The 13,435-nt window shown below is 75.2% G+C and carries 11 protein-coding genes; 8 read left to right on the forward strand and 3 right to left on the reverse strand.

Annotated elements, in window-relative coordinates:
- Positions 1-29 precede the first annotated feature (29 nt).
- On the forward strand, positions 30-728 hold the full coding sequence (locus ACZ5GH_RS24310) for a class III extradiol dioxygenase subunit B-like domain-containing protein (protein ID WP_387759463.1): 699 nt from the start codon (positions 30-32) through the stop codon (positions 726-728).
- A 4-nt stretch (positions 729-732) separates the two neighbouring features.
- On the opposite strand, the gene ACZ5GH_RS24315 is transcribed toward ACZ5GH_RS24310, so the two are convergent.
- Positions 733-981 carry an antitoxin gene (locus ACZ5GH_RS24315; RefSeq protein WP_464335223.1) on the reverse strand — a complete coding sequence of 83 codons (249 nt, stop codon included), beginning with the start codon at positions 979-981 and terminating at the stop codon, positions 733-735.
- A gap of 193 nt (positions 982-1,174) precedes the next feature.
- Here ACZ5GH_RS24315 and miaA point away from each other — a divergent pair, with 193 nt between their 5' ends.
- The 5 genes from miaA (at position 1,175) to hflX (ending at position 8,014) form a co-directional block, all read left to right on the forward strand.
- A complete protein-coding gene (miaA, locus tag ACZ5GH_RS24320; RefSeq protein WP_387759467.1) occupies positions 1,175-2,134 on the forward strand; it encodes a tRNA (adenosine(37)-N6)-dimethylallyltransferase MiaA in 960 nt (319 codons plus the stop codon).
- A 228-nt stretch (positions 2,135-2,362) separates the two neighbouring features.
- On the forward strand, positions 2,363-2,875 hold the full coding sequence (locus ACZ5GH_RS24325) for a hypothetical protein (RefSeq protein ID WP_387759469.1): 513 nt from the start codon (positions 2,363-2,365) through the stop codon (positions 2,873-2,875).
- Between the two features lie 78 nt (positions 2,876-2,953).
- Positions 2,954-3,859, forward strand: a complete 906-nt coding sequence (dapF, locus tag ACZ5GH_RS24330; protein WP_387759470.1) for a diaminopimelate epimerase — start codon at positions 2,954-2,956, stop codon at positions 3,857-3,859.
- Between the two features lie 211 nt (positions 3,860-4,070).
- Positions 4,071-6,302: a RelA/SpoT family protein gene (locus ACZ5GH_RS24335; RefSeq protein ID WP_464335224.1), complete on the forward strand. Its 2,232-nt coding sequence runs from the start codon at positions 4,071-4,073 to the stop codon at positions 6,300-6,302.
- Positions 6,303-6,511: 209 nt separating this feature from the next.
- On the forward strand, positions 6,512-8,014 hold the full coding sequence (gene hflX / locus ACZ5GH_RS24340; RefSeq protein WP_387759474.1) for a GTPase HflX: 1,503 nt from the start codon (positions 6,512-6,514) through the stop codon (positions 8,012-8,014).
- A 70-nt stretch (positions 8,015-8,084) separates the two neighbouring features.
- Here hflX and ACZ5GH_RS24345 read toward each other — a convergent pair whose 3' ends face one another.
- Positions 8,085-9,203, reverse strand: a complete 1,119-nt coding sequence (locus tag ACZ5GH_RS24345) for a trypsin-like serine peptidase (protein WP_464335225.1) — start codon at positions 9,201-9,203, stop codon at positions 8,085-8,087.
- Positions 9,204-9,297: 94 nt separating this feature from the next.
- Positions 9,298-10,512, reverse strand: coding sequence for a trypsin-like serine peptidase (locus ACZ5GH_RS24350; protein WP_464335226.1), 1,215 nt, complete (start codon positions 10,510-10,512; stop codon positions 9,298-9,300).
- Positions 10,513-10,893: 381 nt separating this feature from the next.
- On the opposite strand from ACZ5GH_RS24350, the gene ACZ5GH_RS24355 reads away from it, so the two are divergent.
- Both ACZ5GH_RS24355 and ACZ5GH_RS24360 read left to right on the forward strand, forming a co-directional pair.
- A complete protein-coding gene (locus ACZ5GH_RS24355; protein WP_387759479.1) occupies positions 10,894-12,807 on the forward strand; it encodes an IucA/IucC family protein in 1,914 nt (637 codons plus the stop codon).
- Positions 12,756-13,430 carry a GNAT family N-acetyltransferase gene (locus ACZ5GH_RS24360; RefSeq protein ID WP_464335227.1) on the forward strand — a complete coding sequence of 225 codons (675 nt, stop codon included), beginning with the start codon at positions 12,756-12,758 and terminating at the stop codon, positions 13,428-13,430. The genes ACZ5GH_RS24355 and ACZ5GH_RS24360 overlap by 52 nt, the downstream gene beginning before the upstream one ends.
- The last annotated feature ends 5 nt before the right edge of the window (positions 13,431-13,435 follow it).

A 13,435-nucleotide genomic window follows, 5' to 3' on the forward strand; every position in this document is an offset into this window, starting at 1 on the left:
GGCCGCCGTCGTTGGCTAGAGTGATCCACATGCTGGTAGCCGCCGCCGTGTGCCCCTGTCCGCCCCTGCTCGTCCCCGAGGTCGCCGCCGGGGCCGCGCCCGAGCTGGACGGCCTGCGCGCGGCCTGCGACGACGCCCTGGCGGCGCTGGTCGCGGCCGGACCGCAGCTGGTCGTGGTGGTCGGCACCGGGCCGGCGGCCGAGGTGTGGACCGAGGGTGGGGCCGGCTCCTTCCACCGCTACGGGGTGCCGCTGGTCGCCAAACTGCCCGGCGGCCGGGTCGAGGGGCCGGAGCTGGCCCCCTCGCTGACCGTCGGCGCCTGGCTGCTGGAGCGCGCCGGGGTGACGCTGCCGACGCACGCCTGCGCGGTGCCCGCCGACGCCCCCGCCGACCGGATGCTCGGCCTCGGCCAGGGCCTGGCCGGTCTGGCCGACCGGGTCGCGCTGCTGGTGCTCGGCGACGGCAGCGCCTGCCGCACGGTGAAGTCGCCCGGCTACCTGGACGAGCGGGCCGAGGGCTACGACACCGCCCTGGCCGCCGCCCTGGGCACGGCCGACCTGCCCGCCCTGGCCGCGCTGGACCCGGGCCTGGCCGCCGAGCTCAAGGCCGACGGCCGGGCGCCCTGGCAGGTGCTGGCCGGCGCCGCGGAGGGCGCCGGCCTCACCGGACGGCTGGGCTACCAGGACGCGCCGTACGGGGTCGGGTACTTCGTGGCGTCCTGGTCCTAGGGCTTCAGGAGCGCGGGGGCGGCTGACCCTCGTCGCCCGGCTTCGGCTTGTGGGCGAAGTCGTCGACCGCGTCCTTGGCCTTGCCGGCGCCGTGCTCGATCTTGTCGCTGTACTTGCCCTTGGTCGCCTTGTCGATCGCGCCGCCGGCCTTGTCCACGACCTTCTCGATCTGGTCGCTGTGCTTGCCGGCGAACTCGCCGGCCTTGCCCTTGAGCTCCTCGGCCTTGCCCTTGAGGTTGTCCATCAGACCCATGGCGATCTCCTTCATCCGCTGTCCCCCGGACAACGACCGTGCCCGGCGAAGCGTTCGCAAACCGGACCCGATCGGAGAAATGTCCGGAAAACATCCAGGAAACAGTCATATCGTCGCGCAGCAGCGGGCCGGTGGCAGCCCGGTCCGCACCGGCCCGGGCCCTCCCGGACCGGGCCGGTGCGAGACTGGAGCGGTGAGCAGCTCCAGTACCCCGCGTGTCGCCCCTCCCCGTGTGATCTGCGTCGTCGGCGCGACCGCCGCGGGCAAGTCCGACCTGGCCGTCGCCATCGCCCGCAGCCTCGACGGCGAGGTGATCAACACCGACTCGATGCAGCTGTACCGGGGCATGGACATCGGCACCGCCAAGCTCACCATGGCCGAGCGCGGGGGAGTGCCGCACCACCTGCTGGACATCTGGGACGTCACCGAGGCCGCCAGCGTCGCCGAGTACCAGCGGCTGGCCCGGGCCGAGATCGACCGGCTGCTCGCCGCCGGCCGCCCTCCCGTCCTGGTCGGCGGCTCCGGGCTGTACGTCCGGGCGGCGATCGACGAGATGGAGTTCCCGGGCACCGACCCGGCGGTGCGGGCCCGGCTGGAGGCCGAGCTGGAGCAGGCCGGCCCGTACGCGCTGCACCGGCGGCTGGCCGAGCTGGACCCGGCCGCCGCGGAGGCGATCCTCACCACCAACGGCCGGCGGATCGTCCGCGCCCTGGAGGTCATCGAGATCACCGGGCAGCCGTTCACCGCCAACCTGCCGAGCAACACCGCCGTCTACGAGGCGGTGCAGATCGGCGTCGCCGTGCCGCGGCCCGAACTGGACGAGCGGATCGCGCTGCGGGTCGACCGGATGTGGGAGGCCGGACTGCCGGACGAGGTGCGGGAACTGGAGAAGGCCGGGCTGCGGGAGGGGCGGACCGCCTCCCGGGCGCTCGGCTACCAGCAACTGCTCGACCACTTCGCCGGCGGGTGCACCGAGGAGGAGGCGCGGGCCGAGACCGTCCGGGCCACCAAGCGCTTCGCCCGCCGTCAGGAGTCCTGGTTCCGCCGCGACGACCGGATCAACTGGCTCTCCCGGCCTGCCGGAACCGACCCCGTCGAGCTGCTGGAACGGTCCCTCGAACTGATCGGCCGTCAGGGAGTTCCGGCCGCGTAGGAAGGGTTTCCGGCCAATCCGGCGGTGCACCTGCGCGCGCAGGCGACCGTGCAGGACGAACCGACGGTCACGGCCCGATCACGTGATGGCCACGGATCACCCGTCGACCCCGGTCAGGCCCGGAACGCCTCCCTGGACATGCCATCATCGATGCCGTAGGGGTCGGCCGGACGGGCCGACCGTGCCCGGCCGCGAGTCCGCTCGTGTCGAACTGTCAGGGGAGGCCGTGTGTCGACGGGTACCGGCCCCGAATCCGGCCAGAGCGGAAGCGTCACCGCCCCGGCCGAGGAGTTCGACGAGTCGACGATGGGCGACCTCCCCGTGCTGACCGGCCTGGAGGCGCCGACCTCCTACGCGGTCGCGGTGCCCGCCCTGGACACCCGAACCCCGCCCGACGCCGCGGTGCACGAGCGGGAGATCCGCCCGCTGCGCCGGCTGCGCTGGTGGCAGACGCTGCCGATCGCCCTGCTGGGCACCCTCGGCTCGCTGATGTTCGCCTTCCCGCTCGCCTTCGGCTCGGCCGGGGCGCGCGCCACCATGGTCGGGATGCTCGGGCTGCTGTTCACCGCCGCCTCGGTCGGCTGGGGCGCGATGGCCGCCCGGCACGCCGGCTACAAGTGGCCGGGGCTGCCGCGCCGGGGCTCCGGCAAGCGGGCCGGCTGGAAGGCGATCGTGGTCTACACCCTGATCGCGGTGGCCGCCTGCGCGCTCGCGGTCTGGCGGGTCGCCTACCTGCGCTGAGCGTGCGCTGAACGCCTCCCGGCGGTGAACGCCTCCCTGCGCCGAGCGGGCGGATCGCCGCTCAGTACCATCGGAGGGGTGAGCGCATCCTCTCCCCGGCAGGGCGGCATCGCCTTCTTCAAGGGGCACGGCACCCAGAACGACTTCGTCATCGTCCCCGACCCGGACGGCGCGCTGGAGATCGGTCCCGAGACCGTCGCCGCGCTGTGCGACCGGCGGGCCGGCGTCGGCGGGGACGGGCTGCTGCGCGTGGTGCGCGCCGCCGCCGACCCGGCCGCCGCGGGGATGGCCGACCGGGCCGAGTGGTTCATGGACTACCGCAACTCGGACGGCAGCGTCGCCGAGATGTGCGGCAACGGCCTGCGGGTCTTCGCCCGCTTCCTGGTCGACGCCGGTCTGGCCGAGCCCGGCGAACTGGCCGTCGCCACCCGCTCCGGGGTGCTCACGGCGAAGGTCGCCGAGGCCGCCGCGGACGGCACGCCCGGCGACGTCACCATCGACATGGGCCGGGCCCGGCTGCCCGGGCCGGACGGCATCGAGGTCGCGGTCGGCGAGCGGCGCTGGCCGGCCCTGAACGTCAACATGGGCAACCCGCACGCGGTGGCCTTCGTGGAGAGCCTGGAGCACGCCGGCGATCTGTACGCCGCGCCGCTCACCAGCCCCGCGAGCGCCTACCCGGAGGGCGTCAACGTCGAGTTCGTGGTGGACCGCGGGCCGCGGCACGTCGCGATGCGGGTGCACGAGCGCGGCTCGGGCGAGACCCGCTCCTGCGGCACCGGCGCCTGCGCGGTGGCGGTGGCGGCCATCCGTCGGGACGGTGCCGATCCGGCGGTCACCGGCGAGGCGGTCTCGTACACCGTGGACGTGCTGGGCGGCCGGCTGGTCATCACCGAGCACCCGGACGGCCGGGTGGAGATGACCGGTCCGGCGGTGATCGTCGCCGAGGGACGGCTGGACGGGCGCTGGTGGGAGTCGGTGCGCTGAGGCCCGGCGGGGACGGGCGGCCCGGTTTGCCCAATTCGTGCGGTGACGAATCCCCCCGATCGGGTGATACCGGTCGCGGACGGGAATCAGGGCGTCGCGGAACGTGCTCTGCTCGGTAGCATGGACCACCGGGTCGATCACCCCTGGGGAGGGGTAGCAAGATCACCCCCTCAGGAGGGGCGGCGCCCGGTGACCGTTGCCGGAGGTGCCGATGACCATCGAAGCCGGGCAGTCCCTCACGGGGCAGCCGACGACCGTACGGCAGGCCGGGGCCAGGAGGCCCCTCGGGGAGCTCGGCCGGGCCGCGCTCGGCCGGGCCGGGCGGGCCGCGTTGCTCGCCACCGGCCGGCCGGCCGTGCCGGACGCCCTGGAGCCGCTCGTCCGGGTCCACCGCCGGCACCACCCGCAGGCCGACCTCGGCCTGCTCGCCCGGGCGTACCGGCTCGCCGAGGCCAGCCACCGCGGCCAGAAGCGCAAGAGCGGCGAGCCGTACATCACCCACCCGCTGGCCGTCACCATGATCCTGGCCCAACTCGGCGCCGGGACGACCACCCTGGTCGCCTCGCTGCTCCACGACACGGTCGAGGACACCGAGTTGACGCTGGACCAGGTGGGTGCCGGGTTCGGGCCCGAAGTCGCCTACCTGGTCGACGGGGTGACGAAACTGGAGAAGGTCGACTTCGGCGCCGCCGCCGAGGCCGAGACCTTCCGCAAGATGCTGGTCGCCACCGGGGACGACGTCCGGGTGATGGTGATCAAGCTGGCCGACCGGCTGCACAACATGCGCACCATCCGGCACATGAAGCCGGCCAGCCAGGTGCGGATCGCCAAGGTCACCCGGGACGTGCTGATCCCGCTGGCCGAACGGCTCGGCATCCAGGTGCTCAAGGCGGAGCTGGAGGACATCGTCTTCGCCACCCTGCACCCCGAGGAGCACGCCCGCACCCGCGCCCTGATGGCTGGTCACGAGGACCAGCCGGACGCCCTGCTGGAGCCCTTCGCCCGGCAGCTGGCCCGCCAGCTGGCCGAGGCCGGGGTGCCCGCCGAGGTGACCGTCCGGCCGCGGCACTGCGTCTCGCTGCACCGGGTGCTGCTCCGGCGGGCCGCCGTGCCCGGGCCGGACGGGCGGCCGCAGGGACCGCGGCCGGCCGACTTCGGGCGGCTGCTGGTGGTGGTCGAGGAGAACGCCGACTGCTACGCGGTGCTCGGCGAGCTGCACACCTGCTGGACGCCGCTGCCCGGGGAGTTCAAGGACTTCGTGGCCGCGCCCAAGTTCAACCTCTACCAGTCGCTGCACACCGCCGTGGCGCTCAGCGGCGGCGCGGTGGTCGAGGTGCTGGTCCGCACCCGGCGGATGCACGAGGTGGCCGAGACCGGGGTGGTCGCGCTCGGCGATCCGTCCCCGGCCGGCGCCGTGCAGGACGCCGACGAGCTGGACCGCACCGACCCGGCCCGCCCGGGCTGGCTCAGCCGGCTGCTGGAGTGGCAGCAGGAGACGCCCGACCCGGACGCCTTCTGGTCCGCGCTCACCGCCGACCTGGCCGGCGACCGCGAGATCACCGTGGTGACGGAGGGCGGCGAAACGCTTCAGCTGAGGGCCGGCGCCACCTGCGTGGACGCGGCCTACCTGCTCGGCGAGGAGACCGGCCACCGCTGCATCGGCGCGCGGGTCAACGGGCGGCTCACCGCGCTGTCCACGGTGCTGGAGGACGGCGACCAGATCGCGGTGCTCACCGAGACCCTCCCGGCCGGCGGCGGGCAGCCCTCCGGCCCCGCCCCCGAGTGGCTGGCGCACGCCCGCACCCCGGCCGCCCGGCTGGCCATCGAGCGCTGGCTGGCCGACCACCCGGCCCGCCAGCCGGTGGTCCGCACCGGCCCGGCCGGCGGCCAGCCCGCCCCGCCCGGGCGCCCGGCCGCCGAGCGGCGGGTGGCCCCGGTCGCGGTGGCCGGACGGCCCGGGGCGTCGGTCCGGCTGGCGCGCTGCTGCACCCCGGTGCCGCCGGACGAGGTGACCGGCTACCCGATTCGCGGCGGCGCGGTCGCGGTGCACCGCACCGGCTGTCCGGCGGGGGAGCGGATGCGCGCGGACGGGCGGGCCGAGCTGGAGGTCCGCTGGCAGGCGGAGGGCGCGCCGGCGGCCGGGCACCGGGCCACCCTGCGGGCCGAGGCGTTGAACCGGCCCCGGCTGCTCGCCGACCTCACCGCGGCGATCTCCGGTGCGGGCGTCGGCATCGTCTCGGCCGAGGTCGAGCCGCCGCAGGAGTCCCGGGTCCGGCACACCTACACCGTGGAACTGCCCGAGCCGGCCGCGCTGCCGGGGCTGATGCGGGCGATGCTCAAGGTCTCCGGGGTCTACGACGTGAGCCGCCCGCACGCCCCGGAGACGGGCCGGGAGCCGGGGGAGCGGCCGCTCGGCCCGGTGGCCCGGGGGAAATGGGGATGACCGCCCCGCGCACGGCGTGCGACCATCATGGGGAATTCACGGCCGGTCCACGGCGTTCTCCGGGCACAGGAGCCCGGGGCGGAACCCGGGGGCCTGAGGGGTAGCTCACCCCGCCCGGACGGTAGCCGGGGCGGCAGCTGGGCAGACTCCGTACGGGACCGCCACCGCGGTCCCCGAAGCCAATCCGTACCAGCGAGCCAAAGGACAGAATGACCTCCACGTTCGACACCCGCGACCACGCCGACGCTCCGCGCCGCCTCGACGGTCTGCGGGCGGAAGCCCTCATGGACGAGGACCTCGCGGCTATCGACGAGGACCTCGGCCACCACTACGACGGCGACCAGTACGACCGCAGCGAGCGCGCCGCCCTGCGCCGGGTCGCCGGCCTCTCCACCGAACTCGAAGACGTCACCGAGGTCGAGTACCGCCAGCTCCGCCTGGAGCGCGTGGTCCTCGTCGGCGTCTGGACCGACGGCACGCTGGAGGAGGCGGAGAACTCGATGGCCGAGCTCGCCGCGCTCGCCGAGACGGCCGGTTCCCAGGTGCTGGACGGCGTCATCCAGCGCCGTGACAAGCCCGACGCGGCCACCTACATCGGCTCCGGCAAGGCCAAGGAGCTGCGCGACATCGTCGCCGCCACCGGTGCCGACACCGTGGTCTGCGACGGTGAGCTCACCCCCGGCCAGCTGATCCACCTGGAGGACGTGGTCAAGGTCAAGGTCGTCGACCGGACGGCCCTGATCCTGGACATCTTCGCCCAGCACGCCAAGTCCCGGGAGGGCAAGGCGCAGGTCTCGCTCGCGCAGATGCAGTACATGCTGCCGCGCCTGCGCGGCTGGGGTCAGTCGCTGTCCCGGCAGATGGGTGGCGGTGGCTCCGGCTCCTCGGGCGGCGGCATGGCCACCCGCGGTCCCGGTGAGACCAAGATCGAGACGGACCGGCGCCGGATCCGCGAGAAGATGGCGAAGCTCCGCAAGGAGATCGCCGACATGAAGAAGGGCCGCGACACCAAGCGCCAGGAGCGCAAGCGCCACCAGGTGCCGTCCGTGGCCATCGCCGGGTACACCAACGCCGGCAAGTCCTCCCTGCTCAACCGGCTCACCGGCGCGGGCGTGCTGGTGGAGAACGCCCTGTTCGCCACCCTGGACCCGACGGTCCGCCGGGCCGAGACCCCGAGCGGGCGGCTCTACACCCTGGCCGACACCGTCGGCTTCGTCCGGCACCTGCCGCACCACCTGGTCGAGGCCTTCCGCTCGACCATGGAGGAGGTCGCCGACGCGGACCTCATCCTGCACGTGGTGGACGGCTCGCACCCCGAGCCGGAGACGCAGCTGGCCGCCGTCCGCGAGGTCATCGTCTCGGTCGACGCGCAGAACGTGCCGGAGATCGTGGTGATCAACAAGGCGGACGCCGCCGATCCGCACGTCCTCCAGCGCCTGCTGCGCCGCGAGCCGCACGCCATCGTGGTGTCGGCCCGCAGCGGCGCGGGCATCGAGGAACTGCTGCAGCTCATCGACGACGAACTGCCGCGTCCGGCGGTCGAGGTGCGGGCCCTGGTGCCCTACACCCAGGGCGCGCTGGTCTCCCGGGTGCACGCCGAGGGCGAGCTGCTCTCCACCGAGCACACCGGCGAGGGCACCCTGCTGCACGCCAAGGTGCCGGCCGAACTGGCCGCCGAGCTGGAGTACTTCGCGGTGGCCCTGCAGGGCTGAGCGGTAGCGCGCCGAAGGGCCCCGGGACGAACCGTCGTCCCGGGGCCCTTCGCCGTCCTCCCGATGGCGGCTACCTGACGTTCTTGGCGAAGTAGTCGAAGGCCTGCTTCGCCTGGTCCTGCAGGGCGGGCCCGGCCTGGTAGCCGGCCGGGTCGCGGTCGCCGAGGGCTCCGACGCTGATCAGGTTGGGCTTGCCGTCCCTGGTGACGAACCAGCCGCCGCCGCCGGAGCCGGCCGTCATGGTGCAGCCGATCACGTACAGCGGCGGGCGGTTCCGGTCGAAGGAGAGCCGCCCGGGCGCGACCGGGGAGTCGCAGTGGGCGAGCCGCAGGCCGTCGGACGGCCGCTCGGCCGGGTAGCCGTACGCGGCGACCGCGGTGATCAGGTCGCGCGGGGCGTTGAACCAGATCGGCACCGAGCCGCCGACCGTCTCCTCCAGGGACCTCCCGGAGCCGTCCTCCCCGCGCACCCGCAGGATGCCGTAGTCGTACTGGTGGTGGGCACCGACGCCGCTCTCCTGGAGCCAGGTCGGCGAGACCAGCGCGCGCACCACCGTCCACCGGCCGTACGGGGCGGCGCGCTGGTCGGGGTTCGGCTTGCCGTGGACCATCTGGCCGTCCCGGTTGAAGCCGGGCACGAAGACCAGGTTCCGCAGCCAGCCGCCGCCCTTGCCCTCGTGCAGGCAGTGGGCGGCGGTGAGGACGAGGTCGCTGCGGCCCGGGTTGACCGGGTCGGAGACCACGGTGGCGGAGCAGGCCGCGTCGCCCTGCGGCGTGGCCGCGAAGAGCCGGCCGACCACCGAGCCGACCGGGCCGTACGGGTGCGGCTGCGGCACGGCCGGCACGGCGGCGGGCGGGGCGTCCCGTTCGACGCCGTCCGCCGCGGGGGCGGTCAGGGAGTACTCCGGGATGGGCCGGCCCCGGGCGGCGTCCATCCGGGCCGCCGGCCAGGAGCCGGGCGGCGCGTCGTTGGCGAAGGCGCTGCCGGCGACGTGGCGCGCCCAGTCCTCGACCTTCCAGCCGGACAGGTCGCCCAGGCTGGTGGGTGCGGACCGGGGCAGGGCGAGGGGCGCGGTGGCGGGCCGGGCGGGGCCGTCCGGCCCGCACCCGGCCGCCCCCAGCGCGAGCGCGGTGAGCAGCGCGGCGCCGGCCGTCGCGGCCCGGCGACCCCGGCTGGTGGTTCTCGGCATGCGGGCTCGTCCCCCCGTGCTGTGCTGGTGGTTCCGTCACCGCCCCCCGGTGGCGGCTGCTTCCTCGGAGCGGCTGCCGGCCGCGGAGGCCCGGCTACTTCTTGGAGATCCAGTCCAGCGCCTGCCGGGCGACCGCCTCCAGGTACGGGCCGCTCAGCGAGGTGTGCTCCGGGGTGCCGATCGAGGTGTTGCTGACCAGGGCGGTCCTGCCGTCGGGCATCTTGGCGAACCAGCCGCCGCCGCTGGCGCCCTGGGTCATGTCGCAGCCGATGGTCAGCATCGTCGGACGCTTGGCGTCGAAGGAGAGCCGGGTCGGCTTGCCGCCGTCGCACCGGTACAGCTCCTGGCCGTCGAACGGCTTGACCAGCGGGTAGCCGACGGCCGACACGTCGAGCCGGTCGCGCGGCGCGTCGAACCAGACCGGGACGGCCGAACCGACCGTCTCCTCCAGGGACTTGCCGGTGTCGTTCTGGTTGTGCACGCGCATGACCGCGAAGTCGTACTGGTTGGCGGCGTCGCCGCTGCCGCCGCCCTCGACCATCCACTGCGGCGAGGTGGTGACCTGGTCGGCCCACCAGGTGCCGAGCGGGGCCAGCTCGGACAGCGGGGCCCGCTTGCCGCCGCTGGAGGCGCCCGAGTTGTTGTAGGCGGGCACGAAGACCAGGTCCTTGAAGAAGCCGCCGCCCCTGCCCTCGTGCACGCAGTGGCCGGCCGTCCAGACCAGGTTGCTCCGGCCCGGGTGCCGCGGGTCGCCGATCACCGTCGCCGAGCAGTTGCCGCGGCCGCCCTTGGCGGAGAAGAACACCTTGCCGGAGGGCTGCCCGGTGTACGGGCGGGGCATCGCCGTGGCCTTGACCACCGGGGGATCGGGGTCGGTCACGCCGTCGTCGGCGGACGGCCCGGGAGCGGACGGCCCGGGGGTGCTGGGGGCGGGGGTGGTGGGGACGGGCTTGGCGGCGGGCGGCGCCGGGTCGGCGGGCCTGGAGTCGCCCATCTTGTCCGGGTCCCAGAAGTCCTTCACCACCGGGTTGTCGAAGACGTGCTTGGACGCCCACTTGTCCCAGTCCTCGAACTTCCACTTCTTCAGGTCGTCCCAGCTCCTGGGCAGCCCCTCCAGCAGGCTGGTCGGCAGCCCGGACGGGAGGGTGATCCCGCCGATCGCGCCGCCCGAGCCCGCGGCCGCCGCGGAGGAGGGCGGCGGCGCGGGGCTGGTCCTGCCGCCCGCCGGGCCGTCCGGCCCGCAGGCGCTCACGGCGAGCAGGGCGCCCGCGGCCAGGGCGGCCAGGGCTGACCGGTGGATCGATGGCATCTGTGCGCTTCCCCCTGTGCTCGGTCGGTCGGTGCTGGGCGGTGCTGGGCGGAGCTCGGCGGTGCCGGCTCGCCGGGTGGTGCGGGCGGCCGGGCGGCGCCGGGGCCGGTGGCCCCGCGCCCGGGCGGCGCGTGCCCGGCCGGTGCGCGGCGCGGCGCTCCCCCGCCCTGGAGTCTTCCATCGCGGACGAGGACGGCGGTGCCCGCCCCCCGGGTTGCGGTGCGGGCCGGAGGTCACCGATCCGTGATCCCGGCCCGGCCGGTCCACCGGCTCAGCAGGGCATTCGGTCCCAGATGTGGACAATCGCCGATTCTCACCCGGACGAGTGAGCCGTCCTTGTGATCACCCGTCATGGATAGGTAACCCTTACCTGACGCGACGGTGCGAGCGCCCGCCGATCCCCTCCACCACAGAGCGCGTCCGCACCCCCACGCGCCCCAAGGAGCAGCCTTGAGCACCGCCGCCCTCACCGGAGCCCCGCCCGTACCGCCGCCCACCGCGGAACCGGCCCACGGCCACGACCTGCTGCTGCACCCCGACCCGGCCGTCGCCGCCGAACAGGCCGGGCTGGAGGCCCTGTTGCGATGCTGGACGCGGGAGACCGGAGCCCGGCCCGGCCCGGACGGCCGGCTGCGGATCGCCGTCCTGGGCGGGGCCGCCCGGCTCACCGCCCCGGTCCGCTACTGGTCGCCCGGCGGCTGGCACCGCTTCGGGCCCGCCACCCTCGCGGCCGGCGAAGGCGCCGCCGAGGCCCCGGTGGACGCCGTCACCGCCGCCGCTCTGCTCGCCGCCGCGGCCGCCGAACGGCCCGACCCCGGACAGGTCGCCGACCTGGCCGGCCGGGTCGCCGACTCGGTCGTGCGCACCGCCGAGATCCTCGCCCACCGCCGCACCGCCGCCGTCCCCGGCGGGCCGGAGCACTCGCACTTCCTCGCCGCCGAGCAGTCCCTGCTGCTCGGCCACCCGCTGCACCCCACGCCGAAGAGCCGCGACGGCCTCGGCCCGGCCCAGAGCGCCGCCTACTCGCCCGAACTTCACGGCTCCTTCCAACTGCACTGGTACGCCGTGGACCGCGAACTGCTCGCGGCCGGCTCCGCCGTCGCCGAGAGCGCCGAGCAGCTCACCGCCGGCCTGCTCGACGGCGGCACGGCGCTGCCGCCCGGCACCGCCGCCCTCCCGCTGCACCCCTGGCAGGCCCGCGAACTCGCCCACCGCCCGGCCGTCGCCGCCCTGCTCGCCGACGGGCTGCTGCACGACCTCGGCCCGGCCGGCGAACCCTGGTACCCCACCTCCTCGGTGCGCACCGTCTACCGGCCCGGCACCCCGTGGATGCTCAAGCTCTCGCTCGGCCTGCGGATCACCAACTCCCGCCGGGAGAACCTGCGCAAGGAACTGCACCGGGGCCTGGAGATGCACCGGCTGCTGGAGAGCGGGCTGGCCGCCGAGTGGCGGGCCGCCCACCCCGGCTTCGACATCGTCCGCGACCCGGCCTGGATCGGCGTCGACCACCCCGCCCTCGGCGACCCGGGCGGCCTGGACACCGTGCTGCGCGCCCAGCCCTTCGCGCCCACCGACCGCGCCCTGTGCGTCGCCGGGCTGGTCGCCGAACAGCCGCTGGGCACCGGCGACACCGTGCCCTCCCGGCTCGGCGACATCCTGCGGACGCTCGCCGCCCGCTGCGCCCGCCCGCTGCCGACCGTGGCCGCCGAATGGTTCCTGCGCTACCTGGACGCGGTCGTGCTGCCCATCCTCTGGCTGGACGGCCGGGGCGGCATCGCCCTGGAGGCGCACCAGCAGAACAGCCTCGTGCTGCTGGACGCCGAGGGCTGGCCCTGCGGCGGCCGCTACCGCGACAACCAGGGCTACTACTACCGGGAGAGCGCCACCGCGAGGCTCGCCGCCCGGCTGCCCGGGCTCGGCGCCGACAGCGACACCTTCCTGCCGGACGAGGTGATCGACCACCACTTCGCCTACTACCTCGGCATCAACCACGTGCTCGGCCTGATCGGCGCCTTCGGCTCCCAGCGGCTCGCCGACGAGACGGTGCTGCTGGCGGCGCTGCGCCGGTTCCTGACCGGCCCGCGGGCCGCCGCCACCGGCTCGGCGCTGCCCGCGCTGCTGCTGGACGCGCCCACGCTGCCCTGCAAGGCCAACCTGCTCACCCGGATCAACGGCATGGACGAGCTGGTCGGCCCGGTCGCCAGCCAGTCCGTGTACGTGGACATCCCCAACCCACTGGCCGGGTGCCCGGGCGAGCGGTGGGGGTTCCCCCGGCCGGAGGCTGGGGGAGCGTGAACCGGAAGGACGCGCGCCCGGGCGAACGCGGTGACGTGGCGCCGCCCGACCTGCCCGGGTGGGGCGCCGTCCCCACCCCGGCCGGCGGGTTCCGGCTCGCCCCGGTCCGGCTGCCCGCCGACCTCGCCCTGCTCGCCGGCTGGATGAACGATCCCGAGGTCGACGCGTTCTGGGAGCTGGCCGGGCCGCCGGAGGCCACCGAGCGGCACGTCCGGGCCCAACTGGACGGCGACGGCCGCAGCATCCCGTGCCTCGGCCTGCTCGACGGCGAGCCGATGAGCTACTGGGAGGTCTACCGCGCCGACCTCGACCCGCTCGCCGCGCACTACCCGGCCCGGCCGTACGACACCGGCGTGCACCTGCTGCTCGGCCCGGCCGCCAGCCGCGGCCGCGGGCTGGGCGCCGTCCTCCTGGCCGCGCTCGCAGAATTGATTCTCCGCCGGAACCCGCGCTGCGAACGGGTGGTGGCCGAACCTGACGTCCGCAACCGGCGGTCCGTCCGGGCCTTCGAGCGGGCCGGATTCCGGGCCGCCGCCGAACTCGACCTGCCCGGAAAACGCGCCGCCCTGATGGTCCGCGACCGGGCCGACGGGCCCGCCGCGCAGACCCGACTCCCTGCCTAGGACAC

This window comes from Kitasatospora sp. Xyl93 (assembly GCF_055383135.1).